Origin of the sequence: Sphingomonas sp. H160509 (assembly GCF_024124765.2) — a bacterium.
Lineage (GTDB): Bacteria > Pseudomonadota > Alphaproteobacteria > Sphingomonadales > Sphingomonadaceae > Sphingomonas.
Genome location: NZ_JAMXSR020000001.1, coordinates 137,744 through 155,371, shown reverse-complemented (window position 1 = coordinate 155,371; position 17,628 = coordinate 137,744). Strand labels below are relative to the sequence as shown.

Genomic DNA, 17,628 nt, shown 5'->3' with positions numbered 1-17,628 from the left:
TTTTTTACAACAGTCCCGGTCGGTTGTAACACATGGTGTGGCCAAGGTGACGCTGGACAGCCGGTCCATCGTCACCTTGGCCTCCATCCGCCCAGAAAGTGCACACACACGAGACCACGTGTCGCACGATCCTTCGGAAGATGACGTAGCTTCAGCGACGATGCTATATGGGCCATAGGCGGGCGATCAGGGGGGACGCCGCCATCGCACCTACACCCTCCGTTTAACTTGAAGACACTATGTCAAACGACGATCAAAGCCACGAGCGAGGCGAAGATAGAGATCGACTGGCCGCTCTCAAGCGCTACGATATTCTCGATACAGCTGCCGATCCGCGCTTCGATCGGATCGTTGCACTGGTGCAAAATATTTGCCGGGTCCCGATCGCGCTGGTGAGCCTGATCGACGCTGACCGGCAGTGGTTCAAGGCCAAGGCTGGCGTTGAGGTCGATCAGACGTCGCTCGATACTTCCGTCTGCGCCCTCGCCATCCAACAGCGCGACGTCTTCCAAATCGAGGACTTGTCCAAGGACTCCCGTACCGCGGGCATGTCGCTGGTCAGGGATAAACCGGGCATTCGCTTCTATGCCGGAGCGCCGCTGGTCACGCGTGCGGGGGTATGCCCTTGGCAGTCTGTGCGCCATCGATACTATCGCTCGCCCGGACGGCCTCGACCCCATGCAGACAGAAGCCTTATCGCTTCTAGCCGAGCAGGTGGTCGACCTGATCGAGACCAGTGACGCTATCAAGGAGCGCGACCACGCGCTGGCACTTGGTGAAGCGCACTCGCGTTTCCGTGATGTCGAGGATCGCTACCATGCGATCGTCGACTCCGCGATCGACAACGCCATCATCGCTATGGATGCTAACGGCATCATCACGAGCTGGAGCAAGGGCGCCGAAAGCGTGTTTGGATGGACCGAGGCAGAAATGCTCGGCCATAGTGCCGAACGCTTCTTCACACCTGAAGATTGCAAAGCTGGCGTCCCTGCAAAAGAGTTTTCAACTGCCCAAGCAGAAGGACGAGCATCTGACGAACGCTGGCACCTGCGTAAGGACGGTAGCCGTCTCTTCGCCCACGGTGCGATGACGCCACTGAAAGGAACTGAGAAAGCCGGCTTCGTCAAAGCCGTCCGCGATGTCACTGCGGAACATGCGACGCGAACTGCGTTGGAGGCAGCTCGCGCGACAGCCGAACGCGTCACGGCTGCGGCACGCCTCGGCACATTCGACTATAACCTGACGAGCAATGAACTGAGCTGGGATGACAGATGCCGAGCCCTGTTCGGCCTGCCTCCGGGCGCACCCATCACGTATGCCGAGGCATTCATACGTGGAGTACACCCTGATGATCGCGTGTCTGCCGATGCGGCCGTGGCGCGCTCGTTAGACCCGAGCGGCAACGGCGTCTTCGAGATCGACTATCGAACCATCGGGATCGAGGACGACAAGCTGCGCTACGTCGCCGCGCGCGGTCAGGCGTTTTTCGAGGACGGCAAGGCTGTCCGCCTTCTCGGCACCGTTCAGGATGTTACCGCAGCACGATCGGCCGAGGCAAAGCTGCGTGAGACCGAACAACGGCTGCGCTTCGCAAACCGCGCTACGAACGATGCGATCTGGGACTGGGACCTAGTCCGCGACCACGTCACCTGGAACGAGGCGATCGAGCGTGCCCATGGCCATCAGCTTGCAGCAGTCGATCCGACAGGAGCCTGGTGGATCGACCATATCCACCCGGACGACCGCGCTCGCATCGACGCCAGCATCCACGCCGTGATCGATCATGACGGAACGGATTGGACCGACGACTATCGTTTTCGGCGTGGCGACGGCAGCTATGCGGACATCCGCGATCGAGGCTTCGTCATTCGGGATGAGACCGGTCGCCCGATCCGAATGATTGGGGCCATGCTCGATCAGAGCGAGCGAATGGGGGTGGAGCGCGAACTGCGGCATCATGCCACCGATCTCGCCGGACAGGTGGAGGCGAGCGAGGCAGAGGTCGAACGCCTTTGGAATGCCTCGCCCGACCTGCTGGTTCTCATCGACGCCGATGGGCGGTATCGCCGCGTTAATCCAGCTTGGACGACGGTGCTCGGCTATCAGCAGCGTGAGCTGATCGGCATGTCCGCCATTGAACTGGCCCATCCTGAAGAGGTCCCCGCCTCTCAGGAGGCGCTTGAGATGGTGCAAACTAACAGCCTGCCTGGCTTTATCGTTCGCGTCCGTCACAAGCATGGCAGTTACCGCTCGATATCCTGGGTAGCCGCGCCGAGCGAGCACGAGGTCTTCCGTATCGGCCGCGATGTGACAGCGGCAATGGAGGCGGAAGCAACCCTTCGACAGACCGAAGATGCCTTGCGGCAGGCGCAGAAGGTTGAGGCGGTGGGGCAACTCACCGGCAGCGTCGCGCACGACTTCAACAACCTGCTGACTGTCATCCGCGGCTCGGTCGACCTCCTGCGACGTCCAAGCCTCAGCGAAGAACGCCGGGTGCGCTACGTCGATGCGATCGCCGACACGGCCGAGCGCGCGACCAAGCTTACGAGCCAGCTTTTGATGTTCGCGCGTCGTCAGACGTTGAAGCCACAGGTGTTCGACGCGGCTGCCAACGTCGCTTCGCTCCGCGACATGCTGCGAACGCTCGTCGGATCACGGATTGCGATAGCTTACGACCTTCCCGAAGATCGAGCGATGGTTCTGGCCGATCCCAGCCAATTCGACACCGCCATCGTCAACATGGCGGTTAACGCCCGCGATGCGATGGACGGTGAGGGAAGCCTCACCATTGCTGTTCGTACCATCGATAAACTTCCGTCCGTGCGAAACCACCCGCAAGTCCTCGGTGATTATGTCGCGATCTCGATTATCGACACCGGCGCAGGCATCTCGGCAGCCGACATCGAGCATATTTTCGAACCGTTCTTCACCACCAAGGGCGTTGGCCACGGCACCGGCTTGGGGCTCAGTCAGGTGTTCGGGTTCGCCAAGCAGTCATCCGGTGAGATCACCGTCGACAGTGAACCCGGAAAGGGCACGACGTTCACACTCTACCTGCCCCTAACGACGGAGCAGGAGTCTCAGGTCGTTGGTCAGAGCGATGAAACCTCGGAGATGACCGCTGGCTGTATTCTCGTTGTCGAGGACAACAGCGAAGTCGGGGAGTTCGCTACCCAGGCGTTGGCTGAACTAGGCCATGACTCTCATCTGGCAATTGATGCCGACGCGGCTCTCGCCGAGCTGGAGCATGGCGCCGACCGGTTCGACATCGTCTTCACCGATGTCGTCATGCCGGGCCGGTCAGGCATCGAACTGGCAGCCGAGATCGGGCGGCTATACCCCAACCTACCTGTCGTCCTGACCAGTGGGTACAGCCACGTGCTCGCACAGGAGGGGACCAAGGGATACGAACTACTTCGTAAGCCATATTCGATCGCGGAGCTGGCACAGACCCTAAACCAAGCATTAGAACGCAAACGGATCACGAATTAGGCAAAGGTGGCCTTGAACAACGCAGCGGCACGTCGCGACCCTCGAACTGCCCGTCAATCTACCGGCATAATCGGAACGTACATCGTGAACACTCAAGTCGCACGCTGCTCGTTCCCAACAGAACTGCGTGGCCAGGCCGGCTTATCATTCGTTAAAGCACGATGGGTCATTGCCACTTGGCGAGGATTAAACGGCTTGGTCAGCACGACAGCCGGTACGGTGACCGGTACGCAATCCTCTGGGTGGCCTGTCAGAAACAGTACGGGAATGCTGCCGTGCCTACCGAGAATGGTGGCGACCGCCTTCGGGCCAGTGCCTTCCAAGAGAGCAACGTCCGAAGTGATAAAGGCGGGCAGATGCTCGTCTGCCAGCGCAACGGCATCCTGCTCGGTTGCCGCAACGTCAAAGCTTGTGACGCCCTCATCTTCTAATGCCATTTGAATAGCGAGCGCGATAATTGGCTCGTGTTCAATAATTAATACGTGATTCAACGCGTTACTCCTGCAGGGGGAAGTAACGAACGGTGGGGATAATAGAGCCGCGGCAACGGGTGCGTTGTTCGTTACGTCGCGGTGCCTGAACACCTGGCGCCGGCCCAGGCCGAGTACCATAGCAGCAGCATCAATCCGCAAGTCGCCGCGCTCGACCCTTTGCTGTAGATCGGCGTCCAAAGCGGGACCCCGGTAGATTTTTGCCAAGCTATTGATCGTGCGTCGAATCTCTACCAAGGCAGGGGTCCCGATCGGTACCCACTCATAGCCATATTTCTCTAAGAATTATGCATGTTTGCCTCGCTCAAAGCGGGGTCCGGATTTGGGCGCCGATCCTCAACCAGGCAACGGTAAAGTCCGGCTATTCGTAGAATGCTGTTATCCGAACAGCCGCCTTACGCTACTTTTTAGCTCCGTCCCGCGGAGCAATTATCGGGGATCCCGTATGACCCGTTCGCATTGCGGACTAGCGAAGCTTGTGGTGTTATAATCGCTACGCTGTAGCCTGCGAACCACGCTTGGCATGCTTCGTAATTCCGGGTGGGCCATGGGCAATCCAACGGCGTCGTTCCCGCTTTCCCTGCCTGTATGCCTTGTGCATGAGCGATCGCGGTCAGGGAAAGGCTTTCGCGCATTTCCTATGGATGACCATTTTTTCTAACGATTTCAATGCCGAATAAGTAGCGATCACGTTTTTGCTCAAAAACAATGATTAGCTTCTGATCCGCGACAGAACGCGTGCCGCAACATTGCTCCTAGCGGCAAGCTTGCGTCCGTAGCGTAGCGCGGTCGACGGTGAAGACCAACGCAGCGCCTGTGCAATGCCAACACCGTCCTCGCCGGCCGCAAACAGATCCTGCGTAAGCCCGACGCGTAGCGAGTGGCTCGATAAGGCACGCGCCGCCTCCTCAACCTTCGCGATCGGCATCTCGACCAGCCCCTGATCGAATGCACTCAGCGCCACGCGCCGATAGATCCCGTTGACACCCTGCCGGCTAAGCGGGGCCGTCCCGACGGTGTAGACCGTCCTCGCCGGTTCGGCCTTCTTCCCCTTGAGCTTCTCCTGCCAGTGCCGCGTGTGCCCCGGGATTGCCTCGTACGCCATCGGCGGAACCGCGGCGCGCAGACGGCGCCGATCTACCCCGACGCGGCGAAAAACAGGCCCCTCAGTAAGCGCGCTCGCGACCAGCCAGGCGCCGACCCGGCGCATAGTGTCCGCGGACAGCCAGCCCCAGGCCCCCTGCCCTTCCTGATCGGTCTTGGACGACGGGATGAACAGGAGCGCCGATCCATCGCTGTGCGGATCGATGTGCGCGACGGTGACCGCGACGAGTTCACTGACGCGCAATCCCGCATCATAGCCGAGCGACAGTAGTGCAGCATCGCGCAAGCCCTGCAAATCGCCGCCACAGGCACCGAGCAGCGCGGTCAGCGTGAACCCCTTGGTATGGGGGTCTAGCGAGGCCCCGAAGCGCAACGGGGCAGCCTGACGCTGAGCAGCGCCACGCCGTCGGCGCATGCCCTTGAGGGCGGCGCGGACCATGACGTGGCTGGTGGGCGCATGCCCCCTCTCCTGCATCCCTGACAGGCCGTGTGCGGTGGCAAGACTGGCGACCCGCCGTGCGACCGTCGCGGGCTTGGCGCCGCGCGTCTCGAGCATAGCGACGTAGCGGACCAGGTTTTCGGGCTCAGCGGGCAGCGGGGCGACACGGATGTCCTCACACCAACGCAGATAGCAGGTCAGGTCCGAAGCCAGTGCCGCCTTGCTCGCTGCTGCCATCGCGCCAAGTTGCGCGGCGAAGCCGATCTCGCTGACAGGGCCAGCATCAGCGGGCAGCGCAAGACCCAGCAACCGGGTAACGCGGGCATCGATCGGCTCGACCACCCCATGTCGTGCCCTGACCGGAAGCCCCTGCCCGTCGGTGCGGTGGACGATGATTTCGCTCATGCGGCACCTGCCCGCTGGTCCGATTTACCCTGCATTCCGGCTTCGTAGCACATTCATGTAGTTACCATAATGTCCGATTATGGTAAGTGCATATAATTGGCGGATAGCACGGCCTAGTGATTGCGTGATTACTAGCATATGGTTGCCACGATGACGTCCGCTGATCAAGCTTCGCTCGGCTACGCGCTCGGTCGATTGGCGGGTGCTATCCGCTTTGCCTCCCCAGAAATGCGCAAGGTTGCGAGCCTCGCTACCGTGGCCGACGCGTGGCGCGCGTATCGACGCGATGCCGGCATTGGCGACGTCGGCCCCGCCCATCAGCCCTCTACAGACGCCCTGTCGATCCTCCTGACCGACGACCCCCGCCGCGACGCCGTCGTGCTCTGGCTTGCTGCACACGGGGAACCAGCAATTGCCGACGCTGCGACGGTGGTCGTTCGCATGGTCAACGCTACGCGCGGTTTCGAGACGGATGCGCTGGCATTGCTCAACGCCGCCCAGGACGCGGTGGCGCAGGCGGCTGCCGGTGGCCCCCTCACCTGCGCCTGCGGAGTGGCGTACGTTGGTCCGGATCATCCGCTCCACGGGCTGGCGCGCGCTGCGGCTGCGGTCGACCTTTTGATCCACGCGCCCGATTTCGCCGAAGGCGCTGGCCATGAGGCGCTTCTCCCCCTGCCCTCCCGATCGATGCGGCATTACATTGCGTCCGAGCCGGCCGGATGCTGGGCCCTGAACCTTGTGCTTGTTGCACGCGGCATCGTCCCACAGGTTACCGGGATAGTCCCGCGCACGGCCTTTCGCCTCGATGTCACGGATGCCCAGCGGGCTGCCGCGCTCGTCGACCATAGCACGCATGAAGCGTTGGCCGCGTTCACGAATTTGGAGCGCATAGAGTCGGTGTTGGGTCGCGGTCGTGAGGCCCTCGCCGGCTTATCCCGCAACGCCCGTGCGTTTGAGGCTTGGACGCTTTTGGCGGCGCTCGGTCCGACCACGCGCAAGCAGCTCATGCGCGCACTTAGCTTGTCGCGCGCCGGTGCCGATATCCAGGCGCGCGCGCTTGCTGCTGCGAGACTCGTTGGGCTCGAAACGGGAGGTTTGGTATCCCCCCGCCCTCCCCGGTTCGTCTCCGTCGCCGTCTGCGTCCCTCGATCACGGTCCGCTTTGTGCAGCGGCTGCGGATCTTGAGATCGCAATGGCAGAGATTGACCGCCTCCTCACACGGGGTCTCGATAAACGAAACTAGCCAGTGCGATTTTTGGATACCCACGAAGATTATTAGCCCGTTCGCTTGCCTTACTTGCAGGAGGCTCGGTGCCTAGAAGTATCCTAACCCTTCGTGGTAAGTGCCCGCAGTTCCTCAAGTGCCTGCCAATAAGAGCGGTGACCACGCTCGTTGGTAAATTCAACGAACCAGTCGAGTGTTTCTTGTGGACCCTTAATAAAGAGATTTCCCTGAGCGACGGTTTCCCGCCGACGTCGGCTAGGTCGAGCTGAGACACTCTCGCCCCTCCCCCTGGGCGCGATCGACGAACCCCATTGCGGCGCCACGCGCAACTGCCTCCTCTTCTCTCACACGATCGATACGAAGGGGCGCTTTCGAGAGGCCGGAAAGATTGATTTTGTCGGCGACTTCGTCAGCCGATGCCGCATTAGGCTTCTTGAACCCATAACCGCTCATCGGTCAGTCTCCTCACGCACAGCCTCTACGACTGCGTACGCAACTTCGAATGCGTTTCGTTTGGCTGCCGCAAGTCCTGAAGTCTTTTCATCGGTCAGTTCTTCCAATGTTGATGCAAAATCGAATACGTCACGGTAAGCCGCTCGTTCTACCAGTCCCTTGCTGAGCAAGGGTAGATCAGCGTCCTTGATTGCTGAGGTAATTCGTTTCGCAGATTTCGTCTCAATCGCCGCGTTGTCACGACTCCGGACGAGGCGGTACGGAATAACGCGGCCTAAGGCTTCCGCCTCCTCGTGTATCAAACCAACGGCATTAGCTGCTAATTCTGCGTCAATCGGCGAGAGATTGAACGGAATCAGTACCAAGTGAGAGCGGGCAAGCGCTCGTGATGTCATTCGCGAAGCAGTCCCCTCAAGATCGATTAAAACAAAGTCGTTCTCCTCTGTGAGGGCGTCGAGCACTTTTACTAGCTCTGACTCTTTAGGGCTTGCTACGATCTCAAACGGAAGTGCCCTCCCCTCAGCGGTACGCCTGGCGCCCCACTTCGCTATGATCGCGTTTGGATCAGCATCGACGACGACAACCGACGCTCCGCTGCGAGCCAACTCCCCAGCGAGAATGAACGTAAGGGTCGTTTTGCCGGCACCCCCTTTCGGGTTTGCTACTGATATCGCTGGCATGCCTGCGTTTCCTCATTAACATTTTACTAGGCTACTAATTGCCTATTGCGATCGATTGGCCACGCATAGGCTGCTGGAGGCCTATCGAAACCCTATTGATAGCGCAATACATATACGATGGATATCCTTTTGGCAGCCTTTGGATCGCCTAACGATATGGTTGCATATGGATATGGTTGCCTATGAATAGGGTAGCCTATGCCTATAGTGGCATATGGATATGGTGGCATATGGATATGGTGGCATATGGATATGGTGTCCAATAGATGATTGCAACCCAAAGAATATTAACTGGATATCCTTATGGTGGCCAAATCAAAAGGATATCCTGCGGATATCCACCCTCGCCACTGGCCTACGTTGTGGCCTGCTGGAGTTAGACGACCACCGCTGCTGCCAGGATCGTTGTCGGAATAGAGCAGCTTTGCATTCAATAGGTAATCTGCCGCCTTCAGCGCAGCCTGATTGCCGCAGCAAGCTGCCGCTCGCGCTGAAGGCCATCTAAACCCTCTCCGCAGGCGACGAGCAGGGGATCGCCCGACTAAGACACCAACAGCTTCAGCAAAGGGGGAGGGGGGCAACACCCGGGAATCCACCGCTCTGTGCGTCAGCCACCCAAATCAGAGCCACCATAACGGCAAAGAGCCCGTCGGCAGGCTTCACCGCGTACGCTTCTAGCTCAGCGCGATTGTCCCTAGCGATCGGTCAACGCAAGGCACCTCCATGTCGCCATCAATGCCGCTGCCGCCCTTAACGAGCTTTTGCGCCGTCGCGAGGGGGGAGGGGAGGGGGGGCGATCGCAAGCATCCCAAGGCTTGCGAGTGTCCGATTCATGTGTGTTCCCCTTGTTCAGTTGAGCGGTTTTGGGTTGGTAAAGTTGATGCTGGTGTGCAGGTTGCCAGCCGGCGACCGATGTAAGTCGATCATCCGACTGGTTCGCCGTGTGAAGACCATCGGTCGCACCACAGTCTCATAGGTGGTCGACGTACCGAACCACGTCGTCGGACCGTGCCATTTGTCCCCTTCGATAATTTTCATCCGGTAAGTGCCGGGTGGCACCGGCACGGATACATCCTCGTTACGGTTCACATAGACGGAGATGACGTGCACGTCGGTCTTCCGATCAAACAGCTGTACGACAACATTTGCATCCGCCGCTGTCACCCCAATTTTCGACGTCGCCGTCTTTGGATCGACGCTATTATTGACCGTGACGGTTCCGGACGCTAGGAAGGGCAGTTCAGCCACGCGATCGGGAAACCAGCCAGAGCGTTTTGCCTCACGGTAGGCGGGGATCAAGATGGGAATCGCGCATATGAGGAATATCCATTTTTGCGCTGGGTGCGTCCGATCATGTCGTTTCGGACGACGCCGGTTCTTTTGATATTCGAATCGACGATTGGCTGTATCGAACCAGCCAGGGCCAACTCCGCTGCCGTTGCCACCGCCTCCGATCCAACTCGCGCTGCCAAGCGGTACCGCTTTTCCTTGTTTGTCGTGCGAATGCTCGACGCTTGCTTTGCGATCGTTCCAGATTGTTTTGGCGGCGGCCTTTCCCTGACGGTCCCGATAGCGTTCGCGCATATAGTCGCGGTCATCAATGCCCATGACCAGTCCCCGCGTTTTCCTGTGCCCGCCTGTTGACGGCACGGCGGTGGAGAACACCGAGTTGCTGGACGAAATCGACGATGACGAACGAAAACTCGTCAGCGACGTCTTGCTCGGCCGCGCAGGTGGGCGCGATCGAAGCGGCAGCCAGCACCAGATGCGCAGCGGCGATGGGATGCGCTTGCATCAGGTGGAATGACTGAGTCCGGAAGCTGACCGCCAAGTCCGTGTCGGACGGCGCATCAGGCGTCAGCAGCTCGGCCGACGACGGTTCACTTTCGGCGTGCTGCATGATTACCCTCCTCGGTATGTGAATTGCTTTGCGTAGTGTGCGACGTGAAGGTGGTGCCTTGGCCGTGCCACTGGGCTCCGATCATCGCGCAGGCGATCGCCCACAGGGCCGTGAAGACCGCAGTCCCGCCCGCGATCCAGAATGCTATCCCCATCAGGCGGCGATGGCGGTGTCGCGGTCTGGCTGTAGGCCAAGAGTTGACCGTTGCCTCCCAGATGACACCGTCGGTCGGCGCGGCATCGAGACGGGTTGTACGGCCACGTTGCCTGGGTGGCGCTCGCATATAGTCGCGGTCAGCCAGCCCCATGGCTCACCTCCCGCTGTTCCCGATGTGTCGTTGGGCACACTGTTCTGATAGGGACTAAGTGTAGTCTCGAGGCCATCCAATTGTACTCGAAAGCACGAAGTCCGCGAACGACGGCAATGTTCATGACGAAGCGTTCCCTTGAATGGCGTGAGCCTGGAAAAGCGGCGCGATTGCGACCCGAACCTCGTGGACCCGGGGCTGGACAGCGCGGCCGATGCGAATTGTGCGGTAGCCTGCATGGGACGTCATTGCGTCGCGCCGGCTGTCTCGCTGCGCATTGTGGCTCGCGTCATCGACCTCGATCAGCGCGACGATCGCGCCGGTCACTCGGTCCTGCGCCACGAAATCAATGATCTTCTGAGAGAAGGCATTGCGATCGGCAGGATGGCTTTTGCCGATCAGTCGGGGAGGGGCCTTTAGCAGCGCACCCATCGCGACCTGCGCGTGAAAGCGGTATTCGGGCAGGCAGCGTTCAAGGATATCTAGCATTGCCAGCTCGCGAGGGGTCATGAACCGCTTGGCCTGCGGTCGCCTGCCCCCGCTGCTAGCGCCATCGCCAGTTAGCGCCTTCAAAATCATGAATACGCCGAGCAAGGCGATCACGACCGCGATATTTTTGTCCATGGTCAGAGGGCCTTTGTAGAGAGAGGATAGCTTTCCATCGTCATGTCTGCGCTCACATATCCAAGCTGAGGTTTTTCTCTGGAAGCCCGCGGATCTGCTCATTTGATTTCAGCATCGCAGGAAGGGCGCTGAGGTCGTCCATGTCGAGCGGACGCATGCCGAGTTCGTCGTCCTTCCGATCGGCGCGAGCATCACGCCGATCAGCGTCCTGGCCGTCTTTGATCGACGGCATTTCCCCATCGAGGTTTTTGATGTCGGAATAGTCGGTTGTTGACGCGCCCATTGGCGGTAGGTCGGTCATGTCGAGGCTGGCGGGATCGATCAGGATCTTCTCGCTGCTCGCCTCGTCGAGGCTCTCCATTGCTTTGGTGAGCGCATCGTCGGCCGCTTTGGTCTGTACGGCAGCACCATCGATATCGAGGCGGCCAAGGCTTTCCAGCGAAGAGGTTTTGTCGCCAGGGTTTTTATCCAGCTGCATCTCGAGCTTCTGCTGGCTGTCGACGACCATGGTCAGGTCGAGGCGAATACGGGTGACACCGACGTTGAAGAGCCGCTGGTTCGACAAATTGCGCTCGAAGCTCTGCATCACCGTGATGGCTTTGTTGACGGTGATGCCCTGCGCCATGTGCATGTTGAGCGCGTAGGCGAGGTCCATCCGTTGCATCATCGGGTCGTTCTTCTCGAGCGTGACCTGGTCTTTGTTCGCCAGTTCGACCGTGACCTTGCCGTTCTCAATGCCGCCGATCGTGGCCAGCGAGGCATTGTAGATGCCGCGCTCCTTGTCGTTATCAGTCCACCGAATCCGGTCGCCCTCGTGGATCTGGATTGTCTCGATCGTCGCGAGCGACATACGATCCTTGTCGATCATCGGATCGATCTTCTGAGGGCTGAACTTGATCGACTTACCGTTTTTGACGATCTCGACCTTGCCGTTGGCAAAGGTTCGCCGCACCTCGGCTACACCGAGTTCGAGTTTAAGCTCCGGCACCGAGCCCTTGATCTCCAGCCGCTGCCCTTTCTCGTAGGTCTTGGCGTAGCGCAGGTCCTCACGCTCGATGTTCACGTTCTGGATGACGGCGATGTAAAGCCCGTCACCTTTGAGCGCGCCCTCGTCCTTCAGGCCTTTCTGCACCGCCTGATTGATCGCTGCACGGGTCTCGCGGCCCGACGCGAAAATGGCCGTGTTGGCACGTTCATCCGGTGACAGGGCCAGCCACAGGTCGGAGGCGTGCGCCGATGGATTCTCATGCTCGACGACCTTGTCGCCAAGCACCTTCATGGCCTGCCCCGCCTTGCCGATGTTGGCCAGCGCCGCGACCGTGCGCAGTTGGTCAGTCTGCTGGCGAAGGTTGTCATCCATGCGAGCCATGCCGATCTTGTCGGCTTGCATCATGGCAAAGGCCTTGCCGGCATCGATCGGGAGGAGCTGCTGGCGATCGCCGATCAGTGCGACTTTCTCGATGCCGAGCGATTCTGCGATCGTCAGCATTTTGAGCATGTCACGGTTCGACACCATCGACGTCTCGTCGACGACGATGATCGTATTCTTCAACTCGTCACGACGCGCCTGAGCCTCCGGCGTGTTCGGGTTGGTGACGTGCTTTTCGTTATGCCAGATAAAGTGAGCGATCGTCTCGGCTTTGACCCCAGAATCCTGCATCTGATCGACGGACATCTCGCGAGTGGGGATGGCGTCCGGCCGCGCCATGCCTTCCTTCATGTCCGCGACCATCTTGTTCTGGAATGCCAAGCCCATCACCGATTTGCCCTCGGACTCAACGACGCGGGCAACCGCCTGCAGCATGGTCGACTTACCGGCGCCGGCGATGCCCTGGACCGCAACGATGCGATCCGAGGTCGAGACGATCAGCGTAGCGGCTGCGAGCTGTCCTTCGTTCAGGGGGTGAGGGGAGGCGGCCTGCAGCCGGTCTGGCGCTTCCGAGGGTGCCACGATCGGGGCACCTGCGTCTTTACCCCCCCTGCACCCGCGCAAGGATGCTCTCTTCAGTCCGAAGCGCTTCTGGTGTCGTGACCGCATCGACCTTCTGACCTTGGTGGGTAATCTCTCCGGATAGGAGTTTGCCCCTCTCGGTGAGCTGCTCGACCCTCGCCTCGACATGGTCGATGGTGACGCCTTTGAGACCGAAGTCGAGGGGCCTTCTTGGCGACCTTGTCTTTATCGAACGCCGCTTCGCGTTGACTGAGACTGCGGATCGCGGAGGCGACAGCAAGCTGCGCATTAGCTTGGCCGGTGGACTGCGCGAGGCGAACGAAACCGCGGTCGACCAGTGGGTCCGGTGACCGTAGCAATCCCGATACGGTCTCCATTGCGACTTTCACTGCGTCTGCAATCACAGTGTAGCCGCGTCCGATTGGGCCAGCGTTCTCTCGTTGCTCCGCCTTGGCGGCGTTCTCTAACGCTCCCTCGAGCAGTTTCTTGCCGTCAAAGCCTTGCTCCGCTGCTTTCGCCATCCAGTCGAGAACGAGCCCGTCGCGGTCTTCGACATTCAGCTTTGGATCGCGCGTGTTGACGGTTACGCCATCACGACCCTTTGGCGAGACGATGCCTAGCTCGGCCGCCTTTTCCATGATCTGTTCGCGTCGCTGGCTGAAGACTTCCAGAACCGCTTTTGGGACGCCGACAATCTCGAACGTGCCATGCTTACCGTCCATCCGGGTCTGATAGCCAAGCTTCTCCAGCTCGTTGCGGAGGAAGCTATGGTAGATCGAGCCGATAACGGTGTTGCTGGCCCATAGCTTTTGGGCATCCAGGGCCTGCCATTTGCCGTCGGGCATCTGCGTCATGTTGGCGACAATCGCGTGGATATGCGCTTGAGGATCGAGCGCCCGGCTCGTGTCGTGCTGAAACAGTGCATAGACCAGATTCCCGGTCTTTAACGTTTCGGTCTTGCCGTCCTTGGTGATCCGGCCGGCCGCGATATTCTTCTCGACCCAGGCCATGGTTTGCTGAACCGCTTTGGTCTGGGCACCATCGGGGCCGAGGATCCGCTTATCCCCAGCGATATAGGCCATTACCGACACCGACTTCGGAGCGGAAAAGGTCAGGTCGAAACCGGGACGCCGACCGTCCCTGACCTCGACCTTCTCACCAGATGGCAGCTCACCGCTCAGCGCCTTTGCAAATGCCTCCTGCGAAACGGTGCCGGTAAGGCCAGCTGCGGTAGCGCCTTCACCGCCCCACATGCTGACGTCACCGGCCTTCTCGTCGGTGTAATATTCGCCGCTGACGAAATCGTCCTTGGTGAAATATTTTGCGGCGCCGGATGCCGATTTAACGGATGCGATCGAGTGCATCGTTACATCCCGTATCCGTCATCAGGGAAGGCATCGCGCGCCTCCCGGATCGACAGGTCCTCCGGCCGTTCTCCGGTCGGCGTAGGATCGTCTTTCTGGCGCTGCTGGTCCTCACTGCGCGCCTGGACGGACTTACCCTCCAGAGACCGTTCGCGGTCCTTGCGATCGTCATCGCCGGAACGCTCACGCATGTCTTGGACGAGCACCGGCGGTTCGGTTCTGGCGGTGGCTTCAACCGGTGTAGCGTCGCGCGAATTGTCGACCTCGTTCTCAGTCGGCTGCGACAGGATATTAGTGGCGAAGGTGTTGGCCACGTTTGCCGGCTCAACCTCTTCTTCTGTCAAACCGGGCACATCGCCACGTCCAACATCGTCGTCGCCACTCTGCGGCTTGCCACCACCTCCGCGAACCACCCTTCCAGGCTCGTCCGGCTTAGCCGGTTTCCGCTCGATGAAGCCCTCGGCGACGGTCGAGTAATGTTCCCATTCCAGGCGGATGCGGGCAGCAGGGAAGCCATCGGGAAACTTCACGAAGCCGTGCAGGCTGGGCAAATTCATGATGTCATCGGGGATGACCAGCGGCTCGATCTGTTTACGGGGGGTCAGGGTCGAGGCGTCGCGGGTGTTGTTGTAACCATAGCTGTACCCCTCATCCATCTGCCGGATCTCGCGGTTGCCAATGTAGCGGGCACCCTGTTCGGCGGTGTCGAGGTCGGCTGCGGCGAGGATCAGTTTGGTGCGTGCGAGCGACGACAGATTGCGGGCATTCTCTTCGCCGTAGACCTGGATGAGCTTGTCGAACGAGTGCAGCCCAAGGACCATTGCACCGCCGAAGTTACGGGCGGTCTGGAGGCCGTCTTCGATCGCCGGCAGGCGGTGGAGTGCGCCCAATTCGTCGAACACGAACCAGGTGCGCAGATTGCGGGTCTTCTTCATCGTCATCAGCGCGTGAATGGCGAGGTTCGACCAGAGCGTGAGCAGCGCCCGGTTCATCTCAAGGTCGGTGTAGTTGGAGGTGATGAAGAGGATCGAGCCGGGCTTTTTCTCGGCCGTCATCCAGTCCTTGATTGAGTATTGCGGCCCGTCATCGGGCAGGAAGCGAAGGACCTGCGCGTTGGTATTAAAGACGGCTCGGATCGACTCCGCCATCTTGGCTGCCTCGGGTGCCGTGATGGGGTCGGCGATGGTATTGGCGAGATGCTTGTGAACCAGCTTGAGGTCGGCGGTCATCAGGTTGTCGGCGAGCGCCTGATTGGACGTCAGCCCCTTTTCGATGAGCTTCATGCACATCTCGATGAAAAGGGTGCGCGCAGCGAGTGCCCAGAACGGATCGGCCGCTCCGCCATCGGAGGGGATCAGGGCTCCAGCGGCAGCGGTAAATTCGCTATAGGTCCGGCAGTCGTTGAAGATCGTCCAGGCCGGGCAGCGTGCGTCGGCCGGGTTGAGAATGGTGTCACGTGTCGGGTCGTAGAACGCCTCAACATAGGCTCCGGTCAGATCGAACACGACGGCGGTATCTTCGCGTTCGCGCATCTCCTTAAGGAGCTTGCGGAACACGGTCGTTTTACCGGACCCGGTGGTGCCGAGCGTCATGAAATGTGACTGCTCAAGACGGTGTGGAAACGGGATGCCGGCAACGGTGTAGGGGGTGGTGGATCCCGCCCATCTTGCGGGCCTTGAACTTCAGTTTCAGGACCTGTTCCGGCGTCTTGTCCGGGAAGAGTTTTGCGGCTTCCTTCACGAACTCGATTCTGTTGTGCTGGGCGATCTCGGAATAGAGCAGATCGCGCTCGACCAGCATGGCGCCGCGCTCATGGCGCTCCTGGATCATCGCCTTGCCGCGACGGGCCGAGAAATCGACGTACCAGATCGACAGCGGGATGGTGATGCACGAGGCAATCGCGACCGAGCCCATGAACCCCTTCACGGCCTTGTCCCATGCGAGGATGACCTCTGGCACGTAAGGCACGTAGCCCATGTAGGTGTGGCGCACGCTGTTGTCGGGCAGACGCAGGTTGATGCGCTTCATTTCGTCGAACGAGATCCAGTCCCACAGCTTGGACAGGATACGCATCGAGATGAGCTGGATGTTGTTCTCGTCGAGGGTGAGCGACAGGATCGTGGAGTAGGCGATGACGAAGATGCCAAGCCACATGTAGAGCGGCATTTTGGCACCCTGTAGCCACATCAGGACCTGGGTATTGAGAAGCTGGCTGCCACGGGTGAAGTTGCCCGAATTGCGCGGTGCTTCACCGCGCGCGCTATGGTGCTTCTGGGGGATCGGACGCCGGTCGTTACGGATGTCCTGGCGGGGCGCTTTGGGGTCATCACGCGCCATGATGAAGCTTCATGCGACGGTCGGCTTCGAGGACGAGCGTCTCGCGCAATTCCGGGTGGTTTTCCCGGATGATCGCATCGAGCGCGACCTGCATATATTCGGTCACGCGCAAGTGGCGTCGCTCGCTGCCTTCAAGCAGCTTTCGGCTATCAAGGTGTTGTTCGATCGCCCGACGAATTAGGTCCGACGGCGAGCACTCCAGTTTGGCTGCTTCTGCCTCTATACGGGCACGCAGATCACCGGCTACCCGAAGGGTATAAGGGCGTGAGGTACTCAAGTAACCAGCCTCCTAGCAGAGAGGCTGATGGGTCCTTAGGAGGACGTTCCTTATAGCTTTGCAACGCGGCTACAACAAGCTCGATATCGTGGCTTGGGCATAAGCCGTATTACGGTGTCTTACGCAGGAAACGGCGGAAATCTGCGCTTTTTGGGACGTATTACGTTGTAAGACAAAGTGTAAGACATTGTATACACTATCATGGCCTTTCTAAGGTCCTGATATCCAACGGGAAAAAGCAAGCGCAGCTTGCAAGGGTGTGCTGTCAATTGCCCATCGATCCGTTTTGATTTGGGAGGCGAGACAAATGGGAAATTGCGCTGCGATTTCAGCTTTCTAACGGCTTCTACCGCGCGTGAGCGCGGACGGAATAGCCTGCGCAACTGGACAATGTTCCTAATTTGATCCGGTTTTGGGACCAAATAGCCATTATAGCCCTGCCAGGCTCCGGACTCTCTGACGAAGTACGGTAGGGTGGTTGGTGGCGGTTGGGTTCCTGGCTGCGACGGCAAGTTGAAAACTACCGCATACCTGCCCGGTAAGTTCGCTCAATTTTGGCGGCGCACAGAGGCAGTGCTG

The 17,628-nt window shown here is 59.8% G+C and carries 12 protein-coding genes and 1 pseudogene; 3 read left to right on the top strand and 10 right to left on the bottom strand.

The genetic code is table 11. The annotated features are described in order from the left end of the window. Positions 1-242: 242 nt before the first annotated feature. A complete protein-coding gene (locus NHF48_RS00825; RefSeq protein ID WP_263816573.1) occupies positions 243-512 on the bottom strand; it encodes a hypothetical protein in 270 nt (89 codons plus the stop codon). Between NHF48_RS00825 and NHF48_RS25645 the strand changes: the two genes are divergently transcribed. Together NHF48_RS25645 and NHF48_RS00820 are read left to right on the top strand one after the other, a co-directional pair. Then, positions 393-740 (top strand): hypothetical protein, encoded by a 348-nt coding sequence (locus NHF48_RS25645; RefSeq protein WP_446741101.1) that lies wholly within the window; start codon positions 393-395, stop codon positions 738-740. The two genes, NHF48_RS00825 and NHF48_RS25645, sit on opposite strands and share 120 nt — an antisense overlap. Next, entirely contained in the window at positions 679-3,492 is a 2,814-nt protein-coding gene (locus tag NHF48_RS00820; RefSeq protein ID WP_253069719.1) for a PAS domain-containing hybrid sensor histidine kinase/response regulator, read from the top strand. The genes NHF48_RS25645 and NHF48_RS00820 overlap by 62 nt, the downstream gene beginning before the upstream one ends. Before the next feature lie 92 nt (positions 3,493-3,584). Here the strand turns inward: NHF48_RS00820 and NHF48_RS00815 are convergent, their stop codons facing one another. Both NHF48_RS00815 and NHF48_RS00810 read right to left on the bottom strand, forming a co-directional pair. Next, positions 3,585-4,190, bottom strand: coding sequence for a response regulator (locus NHF48_RS00815; RefSeq protein WP_253069953.1), 606 nt, complete (start codon positions 4,188-4,190; stop codon positions 3,585-3,587). A 505-nt stretch (positions 4,191-4,695) separates the two neighbouring features. Further along, positions 4,696-5,931 carry an integrase gene (locus tag NHF48_RS00810; protein WP_253069952.1) on the bottom strand — a complete coding sequence of 412 codons (1,236 nt, stop codon included), beginning with the start codon at positions 5,929-5,931 and terminating at the stop codon, positions 4,696-4,698. Positions 5,932-6,081: 150 nt separating this feature from the next. Here NHF48_RS00810 and NHF48_RS00805 point away from each other — a divergent pair, with 150 nt between their 5' ends. After that, positions 6,082-7,116 (top strand): hypothetical protein, encoded by a 1,035-nt coding sequence (locus NHF48_RS00805; RefSeq protein WP_253069951.1) that lies wholly within the window; start codon positions 6,082-6,084, stop codon positions 7,114-7,116. Positions 7,117-7,605: 489 nt separating this feature from the next. Here the strand turns inward: NHF48_RS00805 and NHF48_RS00800 are convergent, their stop codons facing one another. The 7 genes and pseudogenes from NHF48_RS00800 to NHF48_RS00770 form a co-directional block, all read right to left on the bottom strand. Next, a complete protein-coding gene (locus tag NHF48_RS00800; protein ID WP_253069950.1) occupies positions 7,606-8,289 on the bottom strand; it encodes a ParA family protein in 684 nt (227 codons plus the stop codon). An 849-nt stretch (positions 8,290-9,138) separates the two neighbouring features. Beyond that, the gene (locus tag NHF48_RS00795; RefSeq protein WP_253069949.1) at positions 9,139-9,897 is read right to left on the bottom strand and encodes a hypothetical protein; all 759 of its coding nucleotides are present in this window, start codon (positions 9,895-9,897) and stop codon (positions 9,139-9,141) included. After that, a complete protein-coding gene (locus NHF48_RS00790) occupies positions 9,887-10,189 on the bottom strand; it encodes a hypothetical protein (RefSeq protein WP_253069948.1) in 303 nt (100 codons plus the stop codon). Before NHF48_RS00790 ends, NHF48_RS00795 begins: the two co-directional genes overlap by 11 nt. 427 nt (positions 10,190-10,616) lie before the next feature. Further along, a complete protein-coding gene (locus tag NHF48_RS00785) occupies positions 10,617-11,099 on the bottom strand; it encodes a DUF2726 domain-containing protein (protein ID WP_263816571.1) in 483 nt (160 codons plus the stop codon). Positions 11,100-11,172: 73 nt separating this feature from the next. Further along, complete coding sequence (locus NHF48_RS00780; protein WP_253069945.1) at positions 11,173-13,071, bottom strand: ATP-dependent DNA helicase; 1,899 nt, start codon at positions 13,069-13,071, stop codon at positions 11,173-11,175. Between the two features lie 53 nt (positions 13,072-13,124). Beyond that, positions 13,125-14,435, bottom strand: a complete 1,311-nt coding sequence (gene mobF / locus NHF48_RS00775) for a MobF family relaxase (protein ID WP_253069944.1) — start codon at positions 14,433-14,435, stop codon at positions 13,125-13,127. Between the two features lie 2 nt (positions 14,436-14,437). Next, positions 14,438-16,772: pseudogene (locus NHF48_RS00770) on the bottom strand (type IV secretion system DNA-binding domain-containing protein). Between the last annotated feature and the right edge of the window lie 856 nt (positions 16,773-17,628).

Excerpts from the sequence above, each read along its gene's own strand:
- NHF48_RS00820 (WP_253069719.1), top strand. The coding sequence starts at position 679 with ATGCAGACAGAAGCCTTATCGCTTCTAGCCGAGCAGGTGGTCGACCTG.
- NHF48_RS00810 (WP_253069952.1), bottom strand. The coding sequence starts at position 5,931 with ATGAGCGAAATCATCGTCCACCGCACCGACGGGCAGGGGCTTCCGGTC.
- NHF48_RS00805 (WP_253069951.1), top strand. The coding sequence starts at position 6,082 with ATGACGTCCGCTGATCAAGCTTCGCTCGGCTACGCGCTCGGTCGATTG.
- NHF48_RS00800 (WP_253069950.1), bottom strand. The coding sequence starts at position 8,289 with ATGCCAGCGATATCAGTAGCAAACCCGAAAGGGGGTGCCGGCAAAACG.
- NHF48_RS00795 (WP_253069949.1), bottom strand. The coding sequence starts at position 9,897 with ATGGGCATTGATGACCGCGACTATATGCGCGAACGCTATCGGGACCGT.
- NHF48_RS00790 (WP_253069948.1), bottom strand. The coding sequence starts at position 10,189 with ATGCAGCACGCCGAAAGTGAACCGTCGTCGGCCGAGCTGCTGACGCCT.
- mobF (WP_253069944.1), bottom strand. The coding sequence starts at position 14,435 with ATGCACTCGATCGCATCCGTTAAATCGGCATCCGGCGCCGCAAAATAT.